The sequence below is a fragment of the Pseudomonas sp. Root71 genome, from assembly GCF_001429045.1.
In the GTDB taxonomy this organism is placed as follows: domain Bacteria; phylum Pseudomonadota; class Gammaproteobacteria; order Pseudomonadales; family Pseudomonadaceae; genus Aquipseudomonas; species Aquipseudomonas monachiensis.
On record NZ_LMHY01000027.1, the window covers coordinates 133,085 to 155,418 of the forward strand.

The following is a 22,334-nucleotide window of genomic DNA, read 5'->3' on the forward strand; positions in this document are numbered from 1 at the left end:
GTTCCGCCCCCTTCGCGAGCAAGCCCGCGAAGGGCCGTTACGCGGTCTTAAGACTTACGCTCGATTGCAAACCCGGCCCAGGTCTGGCTGACCGGCATCAGTTCCAGGCTGTTGATGTTGATGTGCGCCGGGGCATTGAGCACCCAGAAGATGGTCTCGGCGATGTCCTGCGGCTGAATCGGCTCGGCACCGGCGTAAGTGGCGTTATAGCGCTCCTGGTCACCGGCAAAACGCACCAGCGAGAACTCGCTCTCGCACAGGCCTGGTTCGATGTTGCTGACCCGTACGCCCGTGCCTTGCAGGTCGCAGCGCAAGTTCACGGAGAACTGCTTGACGAAAGCCTTGGTCGCGCCATAAACGTGGCTGCCCGGGTACGGGTAGTTGCCGGCAATGGACCCCAGGTTGACGATACCGGCACCACGACCATGGGCAATCAGGCGCGGCAACAGCAGACGGGTGCTGTACATCAGGCCTTTGACGTTGGTATCGACCATGGTGTCCCAGTCGTCCAGGTCGCACTTGGGCGCCGGATCAACCCCCAGGGCCAGCCCGGCGTTGTTGATCAACCCGCGCAGTTTGGCAAAGGATGGCGGCAGATTGGCAATCGCCTCCTCCATGGCCTTGCGATCGCGCACATCGAGCACCAGGCCATGGACTTCGGTCTGCTTCGACAGCTCGGCGCACAGTGCATTGAGGCGCTCTTCACGACGGCCAGTCAGCACCAGTTTCCAGCCGGCCTCGGCAAAACGACGGGCACAGGCTTCACCAAAACCGGAGGTCGCGCCGGTAATAAACAGGGTGTTGGACATCGTGTTCTCCTTGCTTCGGCTGATCGCCAGCCATTGGAATAGAAAATCAGCAGGCAGCATGCCCGGCCTTGTTCACAGCGGCAACCACCGTTCAATCTGTTCAAAAAACGCTCAATCCCGGCAAGCCCTTGACCAGCGCGGCCTACAGCCATGTGCGCGCACGTTATCCACAGGCCGGTCCACAGTCTTTGGGGGCAAGTGGAAAAGCTGCAAGCCGCTATCCACAAGGCTTTGCGCGGGGTTTTGAAACTTTTTCGCTTGACCCTCGACCGCCTGCTGTGTAGCCCTTGGCCATTTTCATGACTGATGGGTCAAACCGACGATGGCGCCAAGCCAGTAACCACGGCCTTCAGCCGAGTCTTTCCAGAGTTTAGTCACAGACTTATCCACAGGCTTGTCCACCCCGATTTCACGCTCTTGCGCCCGGAACAAAAAGGTTGACAAAGCGGCCTTCAAGCTGCGCAAAAACACTTGATCAAAAAACAACCACCCCTCTGCAAGCCACGGTTTAAAAGGCCTCCAGCCAGCTACTCCCACGTTATTCACAGCCGGCTCCACAGTAAACGGGGACAAGTCAAAACTGTGACAAAACAACTATTTGCAGCGGCTTTATGTCGCGGTTTCGGAGCTTGGGAATATTGTTTTCCACAATTTCCCGCAGGCATGCCAAAACCCTGTGGGAGCGAGCTTGCTCGCGATGACCGGGGCACAGCTTGCATCGTGGTGACTGACACACCGCTATCGCGAGCAAGCTCGCTCCCACAGGGATTAGTGGGTTATTGGAGATGTAAAAAAGCCCCGGCGATTGCGCGCCGGGGCTTGTGCATGACAGAGCAGACTCAGTGCCCGCCGAGATAGGCGTTACGCACATCCTCGTTGACCAACAACTCCTTGCCGGTGCCGGTCATGCGGATTTCGCCGTTGACCATCACATACGCCCGGTCCGACAACCGCAGGGCGTGGTTGGCGTTCTGCTCCACCAGGAAGATGGTCATACCGGTCTTGGCCAGTTCCCGTAGCGTTGCAAAGATCTGCTTCACCACGATCGGCGCCAGGCCCAGGCTCGGCTCATCGAGCAGCAACAACTTGGGCCGGCTCATCAGGGCCCGGGCGATGGCGAGCATTTGCTGCTCGCCGCCGGACATGGTCATCGCCCGCTGGGTACGCCGCTCTTCGAGCCTGGGGAACAGCTCGAACATGCGCTGCATGTCCTCCTTGGCATACTTGTCACCGATAGGGATGGTGCCCATCAGCAGGTTTTCCTCGACGGTCATGTCGGGGAACACCCGCCGCCCTTCCGGCGACTGCGCGATGCCGTTGGAGGCGATGTAGTGGGACGACTTGTGGGTAATGTCCACGCCCTGATAGAGGATCTGCCCGTCGGCTGCCCGTGGCTGGCCGAAGATCGACATCAGCAGAGTCGACTTGCCGGCGCCGTTGGAGCCGATCAGGCTGACGGTTTCCCCTTCGTTGATGTGCAGCGAGACGCCTTTAAGGGCCTGGATCGGCCCGTAGAACACGTCCAGTTCCTTGAGTTCGAGGATGGGTTGGCTCATAGCACCACTTCCTCTTCATCGGCGCCCAGGTAGGCCGCAATCACTTTCGGATCGTTACGAATCGCATCGGGTCCGCCCTCGGCGATGACGATGCCGTGGTCCAGCACCACGATATGATCGGAGATACTCATTACCATGCCCATGTCGTGTTCGATCAGCACCACCGTCAGATCATGCTCGTCGCGCAGCAGCCGGATCATCGCGCTCAGCGCTTCGGTTTCCTGAGGGTTGAGGCCGGCGGCCGGTTCGTCGAGGCAGATGATCTGCGGTCGGGTGCACATGGCACGGGCGATTTCCAGGCGGCGCTGCTGGCCGTAGGACAGTTCACCGGCCAGGCGGTTGGCACAGTCCACCAGGTCCACCACTTCCAGCCAGTAGAACGCGTGGTCCAGTGCATCGCTTTCGGCCTTGCGATAGCCCTTGGTGTTGAGGATGCCGGCCAGCATGTTGCGGTTGACCCACATGTGCTGGGCCACCAGCAGGTTTTCCAGAACGGACATTTCCTTGAACAGGCGAATGTTCTGGAAGGTCCGCGCCAGGCCAGCACGGTTCACCAGGTGGGTGCCGCCGAATGCCTTGTAGAACAGCCGACTGGCGAAGGATTTCGGCGAAACGAAATCCGTTGGTTTGAACGGCTCGCCCAGCAACTTGATGACGTTGGTCTGTTGCCCACGAATGTTGAGTTCGATCTTGCCGCCGGAAGCTTTGTAGAAACCGGTCAGGCAGTTGAACACCGTGGTCTTGCCGGCGCCGTTTGGGCCGATCAGGGCGAAGATCGAGTTGCGGTGCACTTTCAGGCTGACATCGCTCAACGCCTTGATGCCGCCGAAGTGCATCATCAGCTTTTCTACACTGAGTACGACTTCGCTCATGGCGCTACTCCTTTACGCGGGGTCACACCGGTACGGCTGATCCGAATCAGGCCGCGCGGTCGCCAGATCATCATCAACACCATCAGGATGCCGAACAGCAGCACTCGGTACTCGGCAAAGCCACGCAGCAGCTCAGGGGCGACGGTCAGCACGAAGGCGGCAATCACCACGCCTATGGTCGACCCCATGCCACCCAGTACCACGATGGCGAGGATCAGGGCCGATTCGAAGAAGGTGAACGAGGTCGGATTGACGAAGCCCTGGTAGGTGGCGAAGAACACCCCGGCCAGACCGGCCGTCGAGGCACCAATGGTGAACGCCGAGAGCTTGACCAGCACGTGGTTCAGGCCCATGGAGCGGCAGGCGATTTCGTCTTCGCGCAGGGCTTCCCAGGCGCGGCCGACCGGCATGCGGGTCAGGCGATGCTTGATGTACAGCACGGCCAGCACCACCAGGAACAGCACCGCGTAGATGAAGTAGTACTTCACATCCGGGTTGTAGGCGATGCCAAAGAACTCATGGAACGGCACGCCGCCATCCTTGGCCCGCTTGCCGAATTCCAGGCCGAAGAAGGTCGGCAGCGGTGCCGGCATGCCGTTCGGGCCGCCAGTCAGCGACAACCAGTTGTTGAGGATCAGGCGAATGATTTCGCCGAAGCCCAGTGTCACGATCGCCAGATAGTCACCGTGCAGGCGCAGCACCGGGAAGCCGAGAATGCAGCCGGCCAACCCCGCGGTAATCGCCGCCAGCGGCAACACCGTCCAGAAACCCAAGCCAAGGTATTGATAACCGAGCGCCAGGCCGTAGGCACCGATGGCGTAGAACGCCACATAACCGAGGTCGAGCAGGCCGGCCAGGCCGACCACGATGTTCAGCCCCAGCCCCAGCAGCACGTAGATCAGCCCGAGGATGACCACGCCCAGCAGGTAGGAGTTGGAGAAAAACGGCAGCACCACGGCGATGACGATCATCAGCGGGATGATCCAGCGCAACCGCGACTTGTAGTCCGGCGCGAGCACATGCACCCCGGAGCCTGTCGTTTCAAAGCCTTCGAGGATTTTCAGGCCCTTGGATGTCTGCAGGAACATGCTCAGGGCAAAGCGGCCGGCCATGACGATCGCCACGATCCACGCCACCCGGGTGGTTTCCAGGTTGAAGCCATAGCCATCGAGAACGACGCCGACAATCGGCCCGAACACAATCAGGGCAATGAGGCCGGCAAGAATCGCGTCAACCAGACTTTTTTTGATATCAATGGTTTTTTTAGTGGTTGAAGACATCGCTTACACCTTCGACACAAGAGGACGGCCGAGCAGGCCTTGAGGCCGAAAGACCAGAACGAGGACCAGCAGCGAGAAGCTGAAAACGTCTTTGTAGTCCGAGTTCACCAGACCGGAAAACAGCGACTCGGAAATCCCGAGAATGATCCCGCCGAGCATCGCGCCGGGCAGTGAGCCAATCCCGCCGAGCACCGCGGCGGTGAACGCCTTGATCCCGATGATGAAGCCGGCATAGAAGTCGAATGTGCCGTAGTTCATGGTGATCAGCACACCGGCCAGGGCCGCCATCGCTGCACCAATGATGAACACGTAGGAAATCACCCGATCGGTGTTGATCCCCAGGATCGAAGCCATCTTGCGGTCTTGCTGGGTTGCACGGCACATGCGGCCGAGCTTGGTGTACTTGATGATGTAGGTCAGCGCGGCCATCCCGACGAACGCTGCGACCAGAATGAAGACCTTGGTGTAGGTCAACTGAACGAAACCGGTACCGATATCAACGCGCCAGGCACCTGAGAGCAGAGTCGGAACGCCTTGTTGCTTCGCGCCCTGGGAGATCTGTGCGTAGTTTTGCAGGATCAGGGAGATACCGATCGCACTGATCAGCGGTGCGAGTCGGGTAGAGTTACGCAGGGGTTTATAGGCGACGCGCTCGATGACCCAGCCATACACCGCCGTGACGACGATGGTGAAGATCAGTGTGCCAAGCATCAGCAGCGGGAAAGATTCGATACCGAAGTAAGCCAGCAGAGCCAGACTGATTGCCGCGAGGTAAGCGGAAATCATGTAAACCTCGCCGTGGGCGAAGTTGATCATGCCGATGATGCCATAGACCATTGTGTAGCCGATGGCGATCAGGCCATAGACCGACCCGAGGGTCAGGCCGTTGACCAGTTGCTGCAGGAAAATACCATCCATAACGCAATCTCACGCAATGAGAACCTGCACATGTGGCTGTGCGGTTCTTCTAAGGAAAATACAGATTTACGTCGGAGCAATGTCAGCCACGATCAGGCAGGCCACCACGGACCCTGTGGGAGCTGGCTTGCCTGCGATAGCGGTTGAACATTCAACAAAGTTGTCGCCTGTCAGTCCGTAATCGCGAGCAAGCTCGCTCCCACAGGAGAACTGTGGGTCAGTTGATCGAGTCAGCCCTTACTTCTGTTTTTCCAGCTGGTGGTATTTGCCATCCTTGTCCCACTGGTAAACCACGTAGTCGGAGATTTTCAGGTCGCCCTTGCTGTCCCAGGTCTTCTCGCCCATGACGGTCTTGACCGGGTTCTTCTTCAGCCATGCAGCCGCTTCTTCGCCCTTGTTGGACTTCGCGCCGTTGAAGGCTGCTGCCAGGGCCTGGACCGAAGCGTAGGCGTACAGGGTGTAGCCTTCAGGCTCGGTACCGGCCTTGCGGAAGGCGTCTACCACGGTCTTGCTGTCTGGCAGCAGGCGTGGGTCGGCGCCGAAGGTCATCAGCACCCCGTCAACGAATTGCGGACCGCCAGCGGTGGTCACCAGTTCGTCGGTCACGATGCCGTCGTCGGACATGAACTTGACGTCTTTCAGACCCTGCTCACGCAGTTGACGCACCAGAGGACCGGCTTCCGGGTGCAGGCCACCGAAGTAGACGACGTCAGCGCCGGCGCCGCGAATCTTGGTCACGATGGTGCTGAAATCTTTCTCGCCACGGGTCAGGCCTTCATACAGCACAGGCGTTACGCCGCGCTTGACCAGCTGAGCCTTGGTGGCATCCGCCAGGCCCTGGCCGTAGGTGTCCTTGTCGTGCAGCACGACCACTTTCTTGCCCTTGAGCACGTCGACGATGTAGTCGCCGGCCACGATGCCTTGCTGGTCGTCACGCCCGCACATACGGAACATGGCGCTCAGGCCGCGTTCGGTAACGGCGGGGTTGGTGGAGCCTGGAGTGATTGCGATGATGCCCGCTTCGTCGTAGATCTCGGAAGCCGGGATGGTCGACGAGGAGCAGAAGTGACCGACCACGCCGGCGACTTTCTGGTTGGTCAGGTCTTTGGCGACCGTCACAGCCTGTTTCGGTTCGCAGGCGTCATCGCCCTTGACCAGTACGATTTTTTCCCCGTTGACCCCGCCCGCCGCGTTGACCGCATCGGCCGCGGCCTGTGCACCCTTCATGTACTGTTCGCCAAATGCCGCGTTGGCGCCAGTCATGGGTCCCGCTACGCCGATCTTGATGTCAGCCTGAGCAAACGCAGAAACACCCAGCGCAGTTGCCACTGCGAGGGCCAGAAAACCTTTCTTGTAAAACGTCTGGGACATGAGGTGGTGCTCCATGGTTTTTTTAATTGGCACTGCGACTTCACTGAATGCTCAGAGCAAGGGCCGTGCCATCGGTTTTTTATTCTGAAAAAAGTCGCTGCTTTCTTGTTATTTCGACTGTTTCGATCCCATTTTCATTGGGCGTGCAACCGTCTAAACCGCTGAAGGTAGTACCATTATTTTTTTGAGGCGCAACCCGACTGCGCCATCATTGCAACCGCGGCTTTAAACGACGTGCAACCAGCCTGTAACAACGTGCGTCACCGAAGTGCACACTGCTGGTGCGAGACTGCTACAACCCGCACCACTACAGGCTAGCCGCAGATCGAAAAAGCGCCGCTCCCCACTGCAAAAAACAACCTTCAGATCACGATCCGCAGGCACTGGCCTGCGTGATACAGCGAGAATCCCGCCTCATACAGACAGCTGCGCAACCCTACCCCGGCCAATGGCTGCATGGGCGCGAAAGGAATCGGAAGCGCTTGAGGATTTCCGTTACACAGGTAATCGGCAAAGGCCTTGCCGACCACTGTTCCCGTGGTCACGCCCCGGCCGTTGTAACCGGTGACTGCCACTAAACCGGGCGCCGGTTCGAACAGGCGCATCAAATGATCGGGGGTAAAGGCGATGCAACCGGTCCAGGTGCACTCCCATTCCACCGGTTTCAGGTAAGGGAAGTAATGTTGCTGCACCCGGTCGGCCCAGGCCTTGAGGAACCAGGCCGGTTTCTGATTGCCATTACCCAGGCTGCCAAGCAGCAGGCGACCGTCCTTGTCTCGACGGATACTGCTGAGCACCTGTCGGGTGTCCCAGGAACCCTGTCCTCCGGGCAGAATTTGCCGGGCGGCCTCTTCGGTCAGCGGGGCCGAGGCCACCTGATAGTAATAACCGGGGAAGAAATTGCGCCGCAGTTCCGTCCAGTCGCCCTCGGTGTAGGCATTGGAGGCAATCACCACTTTCTCGGCCATGACCGAGCCTTGGGCGGTTTGCACAGACCAGCGTTGGCCCTGACGCTCGAGTCGGGTGACCGGGGAATGATCGAATAATTGACCGCCCAGGCCGATGGCCGCCTTGGCCAGCCCCGTGGTGTAGGCCATCGGGTTGAGCGTGCCGGCGCGGCGATCGAGCAGCGCGGCGGCGATCTTTTTCGTGCCGGTGGCTTGTTCGCAGGCCTGGCCGGTGAGCAATTCCACCGGCGCACCGCGTCGTTTCCATTGTTCTTCACGACTGCGCAAGTCGGCTTCGCCACGGGCGTTGTGCGCCATGTGCAGCGTGCCTTCGCGGCGCAACTGGCAATCGATGTTGTACTTGTCCACAAGGCTGAACACCAGGGAAGGCGCCGCCCCCAGCATGCGGTTGAGCTGGCTGCCGACCGCCTCGCCAAACCCGGCTTCGATCTCGTCCGGGGGAATCCACATCCCGGCATTGACCAGCCCGACGTTGCGCCCCGAACCACCATGGCCGGCACGATGGGCCTCCAGCACACAAACGGACTTGCCCTGCTCCAGCAGATGCACCGCCGCCGACAAACCGGTAAATCCGGCGCCGATGACGCAGACATCTACTGAAACCTCACCCTTGAGGGCCGAATTGTCCGGCCTTTGCGGCGTCAGTTTTTCCCACAGACACTCTTCGCGTAACGGCATTGCCAGACTCCAACAGAAACCTAACCCACCTCGTTGTCGCCGCCAAAAGATCGCAGCCTGCGGCAGCTCCTACAAAATCGCAGCCAGCCACAGTCCCGTAGGAGCTGCCGAAGGCTGCGATCTTTCCAGCTTCACAATCAATACTTAATCGAAGGTGATGCCCTGCGCCAACGGCAACTCCAGCGAATAGTTCACGGTGTTGGTCTGGCGGCGCATGTAGCCGCGCCATGCATCGGAGCCGGACTCACGACCGCCGCCGGTTTCTTTCTCGCCACCGAACGCGCCGCCGATTTCCGCGCCGCTCGGGCCGATGTTGACGTTGGCGATGCCGCAGTCACTGCCCACCGCCGACATGAACTGCTCGGCTTCACGCACGTCGGTGGTGAAGATGCACGAGGACAGGCCTTGTGGCACGGCGTTGTTCAGGCGCAGGGCTTCCTGGAAGTCGCTGTAACCGACCACGTACAGGATCGGGGCGAAGGTTTCGTGGCACACCACATCGCTCTGCTCGGGCATTTCGACGATGGCCGGTGAAACGTAGTAGGCATTCGGGAACTTGTCTTGCAGCTGACGCTCACCGCCAAACACCCGGCCGCCTTCGCTCAAGGCCTGCTCCAGCGCATCCTGCATGTTGTCGAAACTTTGCTTGTCGATCAGCGGGCCGATCAGGTTTCCTTCCAGCGGATGGCCGATACGCACTTTCGAGTACGCCGCTTTCAGGCGGGTGACGATTTCCTCTTTCACCGACTCATGGGCGATCAGGCGACGCAGGGTGGTGCAGCGCTGACCGGCGGTGCCGACGGCGCTGAACAGGATCGCGCGAACGGCCATGTCCAGGTCGGCGCTTGGACCGAGGATCATTGCGTTGTTGCCGCCCAGTTCCAGGATGCTGCGGGCGAAACGTGCGGCGATTTTCGGTGCCACTTCACGGCCCATGCGGGTGCTGCCGGTGGCGCTGACCAGCGCGACACGCGGATCATCGACCAGGGCTTCGCCGGCATCGCGACCGCCAATGATCACTTGGCTCAGGTACGGTGGGGCATCGCTGAAGTTCTTCAGCACGCGATCGAACAGCGCCTGGCAAGCCAGTGCGGTCAGCGGGGTCTTTTCCGACGGTTTCCAGATCACCGGGTTGCCGCAGACCAGCGCCAGCGTGGCGTTCCAGGCCCATACCGCGACCGGGAAGTTGAATGCACTGATCACCCCGACAACGCCCAGCGGATGCCAGGTTTCGCGCATGTGGTGGCCAGGACGCTCGGAGGCGATGGTCAAACCGTACAACTGGCGTGACAGGCCGACGGCGAAGTCGCAGATGTCGATCATTTCCTGAACTTCACCCAGGCCTTCCTGGGTGATCTTGCCGGCTTCCCAGGACACCAGCTCGCCGAGGTCGGCCTTGTATTCGCGCAGGATGTCACCCAGTTGCCGTACCAGCTCGCCACGGCGCGGCGCCGGGACCTTGCGCCACAGTTCGAACGCATGATCCGCGCGACTGATGTGCTGCTCGACTTCAGCAGCGCCCTCCCAGTTCACGGCGGCAATCGTGCTGCCATCGATCGGCGAATGCACCGGCACTTTGCCGTTCTGGTACAGGGCCGGGTTCACACCTAGACGATCAAGCAATGCGGCAACCATGGGTCACTCCTCAAGCAAAAGACAGAACACGTGCAGCCGGAAATTCACGGCTGATCAGACCTGTAGTTTTAGCTGCCCGGAGGTTACTCAACAAACGACCATTAAGAGAGATATCATTCCGTTTATTCATGCTGTGCATTGCTGGCAATAAAGAGACAAGAACCAAGGACCGCCCATGCTGAATAAACGCTACTTGCCATCGATCGCTGCGTTGCAGTGCTTCGAGGCCGTCACCCGGCATTTGAGCTTCACCCGGGCCGCCGAAGAGTTGAACCTGACCCAGAGCGCCGTGAGCAAACAGGTCGCACAACTCGAAGAGCTGTTGCAGCACCTGCTGTTTCGCCGGGTGCGCCGACGCCTGCAGATGACGCCGGCTGGCGACCTGTACCTGGTTGAGGTGCGAAAAATCCTCACGCAGGTCGAGATGTCGACCCATTACCTGCGTTCCTACGGCGGCGAGACTGAAGTCCTGCGCGTCTCGACACCGCCGACCTTCGGCGCACGCTGGCTGGTGCCGCGCCTGAAAGGCTGGCGCCTGCGGCATCCGTCGATCCACCTGGACCTGTGCAGCGAACAGGAAGCCGACGACTTGCTGCAAGGTCGCAGCGACCTGGCGTTCTATTTCGGCCAGGGTTCGCGGCCGGGTTCCGAATGCCTGAAGCTGTTCGGCGAAGAGCTGGTGCCGGTGTGCGCCCCGGGCAGCCTGCCGGACACACCGTTTACCGATCCGACGCAACTGACGGACCTGGTCCTGCTGCAAAACGCTTCCCGCCCCCAGGCCTGGCATGACTGGTTCGACCATCAGGGCTACCACACCGAGCACAGCTACCACGGCCCGCGCTTCGAAACCTTTTATATGTGCATCCGCGCCGCTCAGGTCGGTTGCGGCGTAGCGTTGTTGCCGCGTTTTCTGGTGGAGGAAGAACTGGCTGACGGCAAGCTGGTCATTCCCTGGCAGCATGCAATGCCCAGCACCGACGCCTATTACCTTGCATACCCGGAGCACTCGGCGGAAGTGCCCAAGGTGCGGGACTTTGTGAAGTGGATGCTGGAGCAGATCGATAGCCCGGAGGCGGTGCAACATTAAGCCCCTGCACAATCCCTGTGGAATCCGCTGCGTTCCAAGAAATCGCTGGCATTCCTTGCTACTGATATGCGCCACTAGCGCCACCGATCAATACCGCTGCAACGCTGGAGATTCCCGTTATGAGCGAGAGTGTGTTTGCCGATCGCATCGTGCAGAACCTGCTCGACACCGACTTCTACAAACTGACGATGATGCAGGCGGTGCTGCACAACTACCCGAACGTCGAAGTCGAATGGGAGTTTCGGTGCCGTAACGGCGAGGACTTGCGCCCGTATCTGGCGGAAATCCGCTTCCAGATCGAGCGCCTGTCCGAACTGAGCCTGAGCGCCGACCAGTTGAGCTTTCTGGAGCGCATCAGCTTCCTGAAGCCGGACTTCCTGCGTTTTCTCGGTTTGTTTCGCTTCAACCTGCGCTACATCCACACCGGCATCGAAAACGGTGAGCTGTTTATCCGCCTGCGTGGCCCCTGGCTGCATGTGATCCTGTTCGAAGTGCCGCTGCTGGCCCTGGTCAGCGAGGTGCGCAACCGCTATCGCTACCGCGAAGTCGTGCTGGAGCAGGCCCGCGAGCAGCTCTACCGCAAGTTCGACTGGCTGAGTGCCAACGCCAGCAGTGATGAATTGTCGGAATTGCAGGTGGCCGATTTCGGCACCCGCCGTCGCTTCTCGTATCGGGTGCAGGAAGAAGTGGTGAACGTGCTCAAGCACGATTTCCCCGGACGCTTCGTCGGCACCAGCAACGTGCATCTGTCCCGGGAACTGGACATGAAACCCTTGGGCACCATGGCCCACGAATGGATCATGGCGCACCAACAACTCGGCCCGCGGCTGATCGACAGCCAGATCGCCGCCCTCGATTGCTGGGTCCGCGAATACCGTGGCCTGCTGGGGATTGCCCTGACCGACTGCATCACCATGGATGCCTTCCTCGGCGATTTCGATCTGTTTTTCGCCAAGCTTTTCGACGGTTTGCGCCACGATTCAGGCGATCCGGTGGTCTGGGCGGAAAAAGCCATCGCCCACTATCACAAGCTCGGCATCGACCCGATGAGCAAGACGCTGACCTTCTCCGACAGCCTGACATTGCCCAAGTGCCTGGAAATATTCCGGGCGCTGCGCGGTCGGATCAATGTCAGCTTCGGCATCGGCACCAACCTGACCTGTGATATTCCGGGTGTCGAACCGATGAGCATCGTGCTTAAAATGGCCGCCTGCAACGGCCAGCCGGTGGCGAAGATCTCCGACGAGCCAGGCAAGACGCACTGCAAAGACCCGAATTTCGTCGCTTACTTGCGACACGTTTTCCAGGTTCCTGCCACCCTTTCAAGTACATCAAGCAAGGAGTGAATTCATGCAAGCCGTACAGCGTGAGATTGCTGAACAGCTCAAGGTCCAGCCGCCATTCGCCGACGAAGCCGCCCTTGAGGCCGAAGTCGCCCGGCGGGTGACCTTCATTCAGGACTGCCTGGTCAACTCCGGGCTCAAGACCCTGGTACTGGGCATCAGTGGTGGTGTCGACTCCCTGACCGCTGGCCTGCTGGCCCAAAGGGCCGTCCGTGAACTGCGCCAGCGCAGCGGTGATGCCGCCTACAAGTTCATCGCCGTGCGCCTGCCCTACGAAACCCAGTTCGATGAGCACGACGCCCAGGCTTCGGTGGATTTCATCAAGCCGGACGAGCGCCACACCGTGAACATCGGCGCGGCGGTCAAATCCCTGGCCAATGAAGTGGCGGCCTTCGAAGGCAAACATGCGGTGTCGGTGGACTTCGTGCTCGGCAACACCAAGGCGCGCATGCGCATGGTCGCCCAGTACACCATCGCCGGCGCGGCCCATGGCCTGGTGATCGGCACCGATCACGCGGCGGAAGCGGTGATGGGTTTCTTCACCAAGTTCGGTGACGGCGCCTGCGATCTGGCGCCACTGAGTGGCCTGGTGAAAAACCAGGTCCGCGCCATCGCCCGCAGCTTCGGCGCGCCGGAGTCGCTAGTGGAGAAAGTCCCGACCGCCGACCTTGAAGACCTGTCGCCGGGCAAACCGGACGAAGCCTCCCACGGCGTGACCTACACCGAGATCGACGCCTTCCTGCACGGCGAACCGGTGCGTGAAGAGGCGTTCAAGATCATTGTTGATACGTACAACAAGACCCATCACAAGCGGGTGATGCCGTTTGCGCCGTAACGCCTGCGCGCAGGAGCGTGTAGGAGCTGTCGAGTAAAACGAGGCTGCGATCTTTTGATGTTCAAGATCAAAAGATCGCAGCCTGCGGCAGCTCCTACAAGTGCAAAAAAAGCGTCCACTAAGGACGCTTTTTTTATGACTGCGATTCGATTACTTCAGGGTAACCGTACCTTTCATCATCGAGATGTGGCCCGGGAACGAGCAGAAGAAACCGTACTTTTGAGCCGCATCCAACTTGGACACATCGAAGGTCACCGAGTCTGTCTCGCCAGCGCCGATGACCTTGGTGTGGGCAATCACGCGGGCGTCGCCTTCCTTCAGGTAGTTCTTGTCGATGCCGGCGCTCAGGCCGTCGGTGGCGATCGGCTGCATGTCGGCTTCTTTACTCAGCACCCAGTTATGGCCCATGACGTTCTTCGGCAAGCTGCCGGAGTGCTTGAGTTCCACGGTAAACGTCTTGCAGCTCTTGTCGATTTCAATGGCCTTCGTGTCGAAAGACATCTGGTCGGTGGAGTCGACAGTGACTTTGCACTCTGCAGCCATCAATTGGCTGCTAGCCAGTGTCAACAGGGATACCGCAACAAGTTTGGCAAACATGGTGAATCTCCAAGGCAGGGTTAACGAAATCGCGAATAAACAGAAGACTGCCTGAAAACCTCGCAAGTTCATATGACTTGAATCAAAAATTGTATACAACTTTCGCGCTATGACACCGATGCGAAATATCTACCGGCCAAGCGTCTGGCCCGGGCCTATCATCAGACCGTCCCCCTTCAAATGGAACGTCTGTCATGTCAATCAACAGCCTGTTGTGCAGTTTGCTCGCCGCCTATGCCTGCGGCGCCAGCGGTACGTACGAAACTCCGGAACAACAAGTCTAGCCCTTGGAGTGCCGTGCGCCTGCCTTTACTCTGTGGCCCTGATCGACCATGGAGCAAGGCATGTCTTTAATATCCGTTTGTGTATTTTGTGGTGCCAGCACCGGCACCAACCCGGCTTACCGCGAAGCAGCCGTGGCCCTTGGCCGGGCGTTGGCCGAGCGCAAGCTGACCCTGGTGTATGGCGGTGGCGCCGTGGGCCTGATGGGCATCGTCGCCGATGCGGCCCTGGCGGCCGGCGGTGAAGTGATCGGCATCATCCCGCAAAGCCTCAAGGACAAGGAAATCGGCCACAGCGGCCTGACTCGCCTGGAAGTCGTCGATGGCATGCACGCGCGCAAGGCCCGGATGGCCGAGCTAAGCGATGCCTTTATCGCGCTGCCCGGTGGCCTTGGCACCCTCGAAGAACTGTTCGAAGTCTGGACCTGGGGCCAGCTCGGCTACCACGGAAAACCGCTGGGTTTGCTGGAAGTGAACGGTTTCTACAGCAAATTGACGTCTTTTCTTGATCACATCGTCGGCGAAGGCTTCGTTCGCGGGCAGCACCGTGACATGCTGCAAGTGAGCGAATCGCCGCAAACCCTGCTCGATGCTCTGGATGCCTGGCAACCGTCCGTAGCGCCAAAATGGGCCGAGCAAAAACCCAGCTAACGGCTCGGCACCGATACAAGGCAGAATATGCGCCGCTCAACCTCACCTTCGACCCCAGAGGATCGCCCATGGCTAAACCTAATTATTCCTTCGCCAAACGTCAGAGAGACTTGGCCAAGGAGCAGAAGAAAGAGGAAAAGCTTCAGCGCAAGAAAGCTACAGCTGAAGAAGCGGCACTGAACCCTGAGGGTGAAGTGGCGGCAGAAGACGATGTTGATGCACCGAAAGACTCGGCGCCTGACGCCTGAGAACCTCCGGGCCCGATAACCTGATCAGGCCCACCGGATCTGTGTCCAGGGTTGGCAGCTTTGCTGTCGACCCTCACAGGCCAGTCTGAAATACCCCTTTCCAGAAACCACTGCACACCCCCTGTGGGAGCGGGCTTGCTCGCGAAAGCGCAGTGTCAGGCAACATCCTTGTTGAATATGAAATTGCTTTCGCGAGCAAGCCCGCTCCCACATTTTGACCTGCGTTAATCCAGTGGCATCACGGTCACACGCACTTCCGGATCATGGTTGCCCCCACCCAGAATCACCCCCCGCAACGGCGACACATCGGAAAAATCCCGGCCCCAGGCCAGGATGATGTGCTCCAGTGCCGGTTGCACATTGTTGGTCGGATCGAAATCCACCCACCCCAGCACCGGACAAAACACCGAGACCCAGGCGTGGGACGCATCGGCGCCGATAAGCCGAGGCTGGCCCGGGGGTGGCTGAGTCAGCAAGTAGCCGCTGATGTAGCGCGCCGCCAACCCTCTGGAACGTACGCAAGCGAGCATCAGGTGGGCAAAGTCCTGACAGACCCCGCGCCGACGCTCCAGCACCTCCACCAGCGGCGTCGCCACCTGGGTCGCCTCGGCATCGAAGGTGAACTCGCTGAAGATTTTCTCCATCAGCGCCTGCACGCCGAGCAATAACGCTCGACCGGGCGGAAAACAGCTTTGCGAGAACTCGACGAAGTTTTTCTTCAAATGCACATACGGCGATTCAAACCGGTATCGGCAGGCTTCGAGTAGCTCGGGCGACAGCGGCTGGCTGCTGTAGGTCAGCGCGCTACGGGTCTGTTCCCACGCGGGTGACCGATTGAAGTCCAACGCAGGCCGGGGCAGCACTTCAATGGTCAGGCTGGCGTTGACCAGCAATTCATCATGAGGACGCTCGAACGCCAGCCGGGTCAGCGGATTACCGAACACATCCAGTTCATCCCGACGCGAGGTCGGCTCGGGGCTGATCTGCAATTGCCGGTCGGTGCAGCGCTGCCAGGCACAAGGCCGCGGCCACAAATGCGCCAGTTGCTGGGCCAGGGACACCGGGCTGTCGTAGTGGTAATGGGTGTCGTGGAAAATCTGGTAATGAGCACTCATCAGACGGACACCGTGCGTTGGCTGACATCATCGACATGGGCGAAATGCCGCAGCGCCAGGCGATCGGAAACCTGCCCGCTGGCGTCGGCGATCTCTTGCAGCAGCGCGGCCAGCCCCTCGATGGCGGCGCGAACACTGGCGTCGCCGAACAGCGGGTTTTCCAGGCAGCCCAGATCGAATCGCGCCAGACGCTCGACCAATTGTGGCAACGCGGCTTCACGCGGCACGCCAAAGTCATCGTTGAGACGTTTGAGGGTGCGGGTCACCAGTTTCAACTGGAACAACACGGCATGAGGGTTCTGCTCGTCGAGCAAAAGCAGGTCGAGCACCGGGATCAACTGTGCCACCGCCAGGTATCGAGAACGGTAGGTGATGCTGCTGTTGCCCAGTTCCAGCAGCCATTCCAGCCCGGCCTGGTCAAAAGCCCCGGCGCCCCGCAGGAACGCCGCCAGGCTGCCGCTGAGAAATTGCAGGCGCTCGATCCGTCGGCCAATCATCAGGAAACGCCAGCCTTCGTCCCGGGTCATGTCGTCCAGTGCAAAGCCGGACAGCGCCGCCAGGGACATCACCAGACGGTTGAGGAAATCCAGCAGCTCGCCGAAATCCGGCTCTTCGGTTTCCAGCTCCATGGCTTCGCGCTGCAACTCCACCAGCGCCTGCCAGTTTTCCCGCGAGAGCTTGCCGCGCACCTGCGAAGCAGCCCACTGCAAGCGCTGAAGGTTGGAGCGCAGGCTGAACGGCCAGTCATCACCGAGCAACGCCGCCAACAGGCGCTCCTGCAACTCGCCCTCCTCGGGCAGCAATATCAGCCGTTCGCCGAGGTCCACAGCGGCCTGCAGGGCTTGCGGGTCGTCGCCGTCGACATAGCGCGCCAGCATGATGCGCAGCAAACGGGCACTGTCGTCGCAACGCTCGCAGTAACGACCGAACCAGAACAGGTTTTCCACGACTCGCGACGGCAGGTACGGATCGCGCCGCACCAGATCGTGAACGCCGATGTTGCGCTGGGCCTTCCATTGTTCGCCACTGGGCGCACGCTCGCCCAACACCCAGGTATCCTTGCTGGCGCCGCCGCGCTGCATCGACACCACTTCGGCATCGGCTTGGGCGGCGACCCGGGTCAAGCCACCGGGCAATACCCGATATCCCACGCGACTGGCCACCGCATACACGCGCATGCCGATGGCGCGGGGTTGCAATTGACCGTCTTCGGCTTGCCAGATCGGCGCTTGGGACAACTGCGCGAGTTCTTGCGCCACATAGGCGTAGGGCCGAGCCTGCATGCGCTCGGCGAGTTCCTGGCGCTGTTTTTCACTCAAATCCCGGCCAAATACCGGAGCAAAGCTCTGGGACGGAAACGCCGGCTTGATCAGCAGTTCCGGCAGTTTCTCCAGGGCCTGGGCCAGAACCGGCGCTTCGCCACACCACCAGGTGGCGATGGACGGCAGGACCAGTTCTTCGCCAAACAGGAATTGATTGATCTTCGGCAGGAAGCCCAACAAACCGGGCGACTCCAGCACTCCGCTGCCGAGGGCGTTGGCCACCAGCACCCGCCCCTGCCGCACGGCTTCCAGCAGGCCCGGCACGCCGAGGGCTGAGTCGGTACGCAGTTCCAGCGGGTCGCAGAAATCGTCATCAAGCCGACGCATGATCGCGTGAACCCGACGCAGGCCACTCAGGGTTTTCAAGTAGACCGTGGCGTCGCGCACCGTCAGGTCGCCGCCCTCCACCAGCGGATAACCGAGCTGGCGAGCCAGATACAAATGTTCAAAATAGCTTTCGTTGAAACGCCCCGGTGTCAGCAGTATCACCAACGGCGCGTCCCCGTCACTCGGGGCCTGACGGGCAAGGGTTTCCTGCAAGGTGCGGAAGAACCCGGCCAGGTGCTGCACTTTCAAATCGCGGTACAACTCGGGAAAGGCCCGGGACACAATCGTGCGGTTTTCCAGCGCATACCCGGCTCCCGAAGGCGCCTGGGTGCGATCCGCCGTCACCCACCAGCGGCCATCGGGTGTGCGCGCCAGATCCACGGCATACAGATGCAGAAAGGCCCCGTCGGGCGGGCTGATACCCTGGCAGGGCCAAAGGAAGTTGTTGTGACCGAACACCAGCTCGGCGGGCAGCAGACCTTCGGCAATCAGCCGTTGCGGACCGTAAAGGTCAGCCAGCACGGCATTGAGCAAGCGCGCCCGCTGAGCGATGCCCGCCGACAACTGTTGCCACTCATCAGCCGCGATGACATGGGGCAGCAGGTCCAGCTCCCACGGCCGGTCCGCGCCCTTGGGATCGGCATAGACGTTATAGGTAACGCCGTTTTCCTGAATCTGCCGGGTCAGCAGGGCCTGACGCTGCACCAGCTGCGCCGGCGTGCTGCGTTGCAACTGCTCGAACAGCCGGCACCAGTGCGGGCGCACGGCGCCACTGTCGTCGAGCAGTTCGTGATAGGTGCCCGCCGTCAGCGGGTAGCGGTCTAGCAGGTCAGGCATGGAAAGCTCGGCAGACAGCAATGAACGGTCAGACTAACGCAGGCTCGTGACGCCCGGATATACGAAAAATCCGAGCGTCGCGTACGGTTTAGAAACGTCGCAAATCGAGTGTCATAGGTAGCTCGTCATTAATTTCCACATTGGGTACAGGAAGTTTTCCCGGCGTGTGTCCGATGCGGAAGAACCGCGCCATTCGCCGGCTCTCCGCTTCATTGGCATTGACCGGCAAGCTGTCGTAGTTGCGCCCGCCCGGATGGGCCACGTGGTACTGGCAACCGCCCAGCGAGCGCTGCATCCAGGTGTCGAGCAGGTCGAACACCAGCGGCGCGTGCACCGGGATGGTCGGTTGCAGGCAGTTGGCCGGTTGCCAGGCGCGAAATCTCACGCCCGCGACGAATTCGCCTACACGTCCGGTGGGCTGCAAGGGCACCGGAATGCCGTTGCAGGTCAGCAGATAACGCTGGGGCGGCAAGCCGCTGAGCTTGACCTGCAAGCGCTCCAGCGACGAATCCACGTAACGCACCGTACCGCCCATGGCGCCCTCTTCGCCCAGCACGTGCCAGGGTTCGAGCGCCTGGCGCAGTTCCAATGCAATGCCGCTGACGGCGTAGTCGCCAACCTTGGGGAAACGGAACTCCAGATGCGCGGCGAACCATTCCGCCCGCACCGGATAACCGGCGGCGTTGAGGTCGACGATGACATCGGCGAAGTCTTGCTCGATAAAGTGCGGCAACAGGAAGCGATCGTGCAGCTCCGTGCCCCAGCGCGCCAGTTTCGGCGGTGCATAGGGCTCGCGCCAGAACCGCGCGACCAGCGCCCGCAGCAACAGCTGTTGCGCCAGGCTCATTCGGGCATGGGGCGGCATCTCGAACGCACGCAGCTCCAGCAACCCCAGGCGCCCGGTGGCACCGTCCGGCGAATAGAGTTTGTCGATGCAGAACTCGGCACGGTGGGTATTGCCGGTCACATCGATCAGCAGATTGCGCAGCAGCCGGTCCACCAACCATGGCGGACATTCTTCACCCGGTTCAGGCATCTGTGCGAAGGCAATTTCCAACTCGTACAAGGCATCGTTGCGCGCTTCGTCGACACGGGGCGCCTGGGACGTCGGGCCGATGAACAATCCGGAAAACAGGTAGGACAGCGACGGATGGTTGTGCCAGTAGCTGATCAGGCTGCGCAGCAGATCCGGGCGACGCAAAAACGGCGAGTCCCCCGGCGTCGCGCCACCCAGCACGAAGTGGTTACCGCCGCCCGTGCCGGTGTGTCGGCCGTCGATCATGAATTTCTCGGTGGTCAGCCGGGTCTGGCGCGCTTCTTCGTAGAGGAATTCTGTGCGCTCGACCAACTCATCCCAGGTCGCGGACGGCTGCACGTTGACCTCGATCACCCCCGGATCCGGGGTGATGCGGAAATTGCTCAGGCGTGGATCGCTCGGCGGCTCGTAGCCTTCCAGCAACACCGGGCACATCAGCTCTTCGGCGGTGGCTTCGATGGCAGCGACCAGTTCGAGATAGTCCTCGACCCGTTCCAGCGGCGGCATGAACAGGTACAACCGACCCGCCCGCGCCTCGGCGCAGAAGGCGGTACGGGTCAGCCAGTCGGCGGACTCGTCGATCTTCGGTGCGCGTTCCTGCACCTCGGCAGCTTCGCTTTGGCTTTGCAGTTGCGTGGTGTCGGGCAGCGGCGGGAAGTCTTGATTCGGGTCTTGCGGATGAATGAACGGATATTCCGCCGCTTTCACCCAGGGTTGCGAACCCAGCGGCAAGCGATAGCCCAGCGGCGAGTCCCCTGGCACCAGTCGGCAGTGCTCGTCGCGCAAATACCAGCGGCCGCTCTGCCATTGATCGCCCTTGGCAGTGCGCGCCAATGGAAGGACCTGGCCAATCACCTTGTCCAGGCCTTGGCTGAATACTTTGCGCAGGCGCGCACGCTCCAGAGGTTCTTCCAGGCGCGAGTCTTCGGCGCTGACGTTTTGCGGCAGCATCCCTTCGCGCCAGAGGTAATAGAAATTGTCTTCGTAGGCCGCAAAAACAAAGCGTGTCGGAATTTTCAGGCGTTCGGCGACACTCGCCAGAAAACGCCCGGCCAGTGCTCCGTCGGCGCCGTAGTCTTCCTGCTCGTCGGCGATCAGCGCGCTGTTGTGCCAGATCGGCACGCCGTCACGGCGCCAGTAGCAATTGAGCGACCAGCGCGGCAGTTGCTCGCCGGGGTACCACTTGCCCTGCCCGAAATGCACCAGCCCCTGGGGCGCGTAGTGTTTACGCATGCGTTGGAACAGTTCGGAGGACAACCGTCGTTTATCCGGCCCCAATGCCGCGGTATTCCATTCGGCGCCGTCCGGGTCATCGATGGACACGAAGGTCGGCTCGCCGCCCATGGTCAGGCGTACATCACCCTCCAGCAGGTCGGCATCGATCTGCCGGCCCAGGGCCTGGATCGCCAGCCACTGGTCGTCGGTGTAGGGCTTGGTGACCCGTGGTGCCTCCCAAATCCGCTCCACGGACATTTCGTGGCTGAATTCGCACTCGCAGGGTTCCACCAGGCCACTGATCGGCGCCGCTGAGGACGGATCGGGACTACAGGCCAAAGGAATATGTCCTTCACCGGCAAACAGCCCGGAAGTCGCATCCAGGCCGATCCAGCCAGCACCGGGCAAGTACACCTCGCACCAGGCGTGCAGGTCGGTGAAATCCACTTCGGTGCCGGACGGCCCGTCGAGACTTTTGACGTCGGCGGTCAGCTGGATGAGGTAACCCGACACAAAACGCGCCGCCAGCCCCAGGTTGCGCAGCAATTGCACCAGCAACCACGCGGAGTCGCGGCACGAACCGGAGGCCTGGTCGAGAGTGTGCTCAGGTGTTTGTACGCCGGGTTCCATGCGGATCAGGTAGTCGATGTCTTCGCTCAGGCGCTGGTTGAGCGCGACGAGAAAGTCCACGGCAGGCAACGGAGTGCGGTCGATGCCGTCCAGGTAGGCCTTGAACTTCGGCGTCAGTGGCAGGGTTTCCAGGTACGGCGCCAGCTCCTTGCGCTCATCCGCGGCATAGGTGAAGGGGATTTTTTCCGCGTAGGGTTCGAGGAAGAAGTCGAACGGATTGAAGATCGCCATTTCGGCCAGCAGATCGACTTCGATTCGCAATTCTTCGGTTTTTTCCGGGAACACCAGCCGCGCCAGGTAATTGCCCTGAGGGTCCTGCTGCCAGTTGATGAAGTGCTGTTCGGGGGAGACTTTCAGCGCATAGGACAGAATCCGCGTGCGGCTGTGGGCAGCGGGACGCAGGCGAACAATCTGCGGGCCGAGCTCGACAGCGCGGTCATAGCGGTAATGCGTGACGTGGTGCAATGCGACATGAATCGACACGGCGTGCCTCCTGCGAGCCTTGAGCGTTTGGGAAAGCGCGCAAGACTTATGCCATCCAGCAGCACTGGCGCTTTCTTCGGTTGCCTGAGGCAGTACAGCACCAAAATCGGGCGATGCAGGGAAATGGTTTGACGCAGGTGCACATAAATGTGGCGATCAGACAGAAATTAGTTGGCAGTTCCGGCCTCTTCGCGGGCAAGCCCGCTCCCACAGGGTTTTGCTGTGAACACAAAACTGCGG

The 22,334-nt window shown here is 60.6% G+C and carries 18 protein-coding genes; 5 read left to right on the plus strand and 13 right to left on the minus strand.

From position 1 onward, the window contains the following. Window positions 1–47: 47 nt before the first annotated feature. From ASD95_RS21125 to amaB, 9 genes are all read right to left on the minus strand, one after another. The gene (locus ASD95_RS21125) at window positions 48–809 is read right to left on the minus strand and encodes an SDR family oxidoreductase (RefSeq protein ID WP_056725413.1); all 762 of its coding nucleotides are present in this window, start codon (window positions 807–809) and stop codon (window positions 48–50) included. Between the two features lie 297 nt (window positions 810–1,106). Then, window positions 1,107–1,355, minus strand: a complete 249-nt coding sequence (locus ASD95_RS21130) for a hypothetical protein (protein WP_056725415.1) — start codon at window positions 1,353–1,355, stop codon at window positions 1,107–1,109. Window positions 1,356–1,648: 293 nt separating this feature from the next. Beyond that, on the minus strand, window positions 1,649–2,365 hold the full coding sequence (locus ASD95_RS21135; protein WP_056725416.1) for an ABC transporter ATP-binding protein: 717 nt from the start codon (window positions 2,363–2,365) through the stop codon (window positions 1,649–1,651). Continuing rightward, window positions 2,362–3,237, minus strand: a complete 876-nt coding sequence (locus ASD95_RS21140) for an ATP-binding cassette domain-containing protein (protein ID WP_056725418.1) — start codon at window positions 3,235–3,237, stop codon at window positions 2,362–2,364. The genes ASD95_RS21135 and ASD95_RS21140 overlap by 4 nt, the downstream gene beginning before the upstream one ends. Continuing rightward, window positions 3,234–4,517 carry a high-affinity branched-chain amino acid ABC transporter permease LivM gene (gene livM, locus ASD95_RS21145; protein ID WP_056725420.1) on the minus strand — a complete coding sequence of 428 codons (1,284 nt, stop codon included), beginning with the start codon at window positions 4,515–4,517 and terminating at the stop codon, window positions 3,234–3,236. Before livM ends, ASD95_RS21140 begins: the two co-directional genes overlap by 4 nt. Window positions 4,518–4,520: 3 nt before the next feature. Then, window positions 4,521–5,435, minus strand: coding sequence for an ABC transporter permease subunit (locus ASD95_RS21150; RefSeq protein WP_008048116.1), 915 nt, complete (start codon window positions 5,433–5,435; stop codon window positions 4,521–4,523). A 237-nt stretch (window positions 5,436–5,672) separates the two neighbouring features. Next, window positions 5,673–6,806, minus strand: coding sequence for an ABC transporter substrate-binding protein (locus tag ASD95_RS21155; RefSeq protein WP_056725421.1), 1,134 nt, complete (start codon window positions 6,804–6,806; stop codon window positions 5,673–5,675). A 362-nt stretch (window positions 6,807–7,168) separates the two neighbouring features. Beyond that, window positions 7,169–8,452, minus strand: coding sequence for an L-pipecolate oxidase (amaA, locus tag ASD95_RS21160; protein WP_056725423.1), 1,284 nt, complete (start codon window positions 8,450–8,452; stop codon window positions 7,169–7,171). Between the two features lie 144 nt (window positions 8,453–8,596). Then, window positions 8,597–10,087, minus strand: coding sequence for an L-piperidine-6-carboxylate dehydrogenase (gene amaB / locus ASD95_RS21165; RefSeq protein ID WP_056725425.1), 1,491 nt, complete (start codon window positions 10,085–10,087; stop codon window positions 8,597–8,599). A gap of 175 nt (window positions 10,088–10,262) precedes the next feature. Here amaB and ASD95_RS21170 point away from each other — a divergent pair, with 175 nt between their 5' ends. From ASD95_RS21170 to nadE, 3 genes are all read left to right on the plus strand, one after another. Beyond that, window positions 10,263–11,174 carry a LysR family transcriptional regulator gene (locus tag ASD95_RS21170; RefSeq protein ID WP_056725427.1) on the plus strand — a complete coding sequence of 304 codons (912 nt, stop codon included), beginning with the start codon at window positions 10,263–10,265 and terminating at the stop codon, window positions 11,172–11,174. 119 nt (window positions 11,175–11,293) lie between these two features. Next, window positions 11,294–12,520: a nicotinate phosphoribosyltransferase gene (gene pncB, locus ASD95_RS21175; RefSeq protein ID WP_056725428.1), complete on the plus strand. Its 1,227-nt coding sequence runs from the start codon at window positions 11,294–11,296 to the stop codon at window positions 12,518–12,520. A 4-nt stretch (window positions 12,521–12,524) separates the two neighbouring features. Continuing rightward, on the plus strand, window positions 12,525–13,352 hold the full coding sequence (gene nadE / locus ASD95_RS21180; protein ID WP_056725430.1) for an ammonia-dependent NAD(+) synthetase: 828 nt from the start codon (window positions 12,525–12,527) through the stop codon (window positions 13,350–13,352). A 150-nt stretch (window positions 13,353–13,502) separates the two neighbouring features. Here nadE and azu read toward each other — a convergent pair whose 3' ends face one another. Continuing rightward, a complete protein-coding gene (gene azu / locus ASD95_RS21185) occupies window positions 13,503–13,949 on the minus strand; it encodes an azurin (protein ID WP_056725433.1) in 447 nt (148 codons plus the stop codon). Window positions 13,950–14,293: 344 nt separating this feature from the next. Between azu and ASD95_RS21190 the strand changes: the two genes are divergently transcribed. Both ASD95_RS21190 and ASD95_RS21195 read left to right on the plus strand, forming a co-directional pair. After that, window positions 14,294–14,881: a TIGR00730 family Rossman fold protein gene (locus ASD95_RS21190; protein ID WP_056725436.1), complete on the plus strand. Its 588-nt coding sequence runs from the start codon at window positions 14,294–14,296 to the stop codon at window positions 14,879–14,881. Between the two features lie 68 nt (window positions 14,882–14,949). Then, the gene (locus ASD95_RS21195) at window positions 14,950–15,129 is read left to right on the plus strand and encodes a hypothetical protein (RefSeq protein ID WP_007973286.1); all 180 of its coding nucleotides are present in this window, start codon (window positions 14,950–14,952) and stop codon (window positions 15,127–15,129) included. Between the two features lie 224 nt (window positions 15,130–15,353). Here ASD95_RS21195 and ASD95_RS21200 read toward each other — a convergent pair whose 3' ends face one another. The 3 genes from ASD95_RS21200 to ASD95_RS21210 all read right to left on the minus strand — a co-directional run bounded on the left by ASD95_RS21200 (window position 15,354) and on the right by ASD95_RS21210 (window position 22,094). Then, window positions 15,354–16,244: a transglutaminase family protein gene (locus ASD95_RS21200; protein ID WP_056725437.1), complete on the minus strand. Its 891-nt coding sequence runs from the start codon at window positions 16,242–16,244 to the stop codon at window positions 15,354–15,356. Beyond that, window positions 16,244–18,730, minus strand: coding sequence for a circularly permuted type 2 ATP-grasp protein (locus ASD95_RS21205; protein WP_056725438.1), 2,487 nt, complete (start codon window positions 18,728–18,730; stop codon window positions 16,244–16,246). Before ASD95_RS21205 ends, ASD95_RS21200 begins: the two co-directional genes overlap by 1 nt. A gap of 88 nt (window positions 18,731–18,818) precedes the next feature. Continuing rightward, the gene (locus tag ASD95_RS21210) at window positions 18,819–22,094 is read right to left on the minus strand and encodes a transglutaminase family protein (RefSeq protein WP_056725440.1); all 3,276 of its coding nucleotides are present in this window, start codon (window positions 22,092–22,094) and stop codon (window positions 18,819–18,821) included. Window positions 22,095–22,334: the final 240 nt, after the last annotated feature.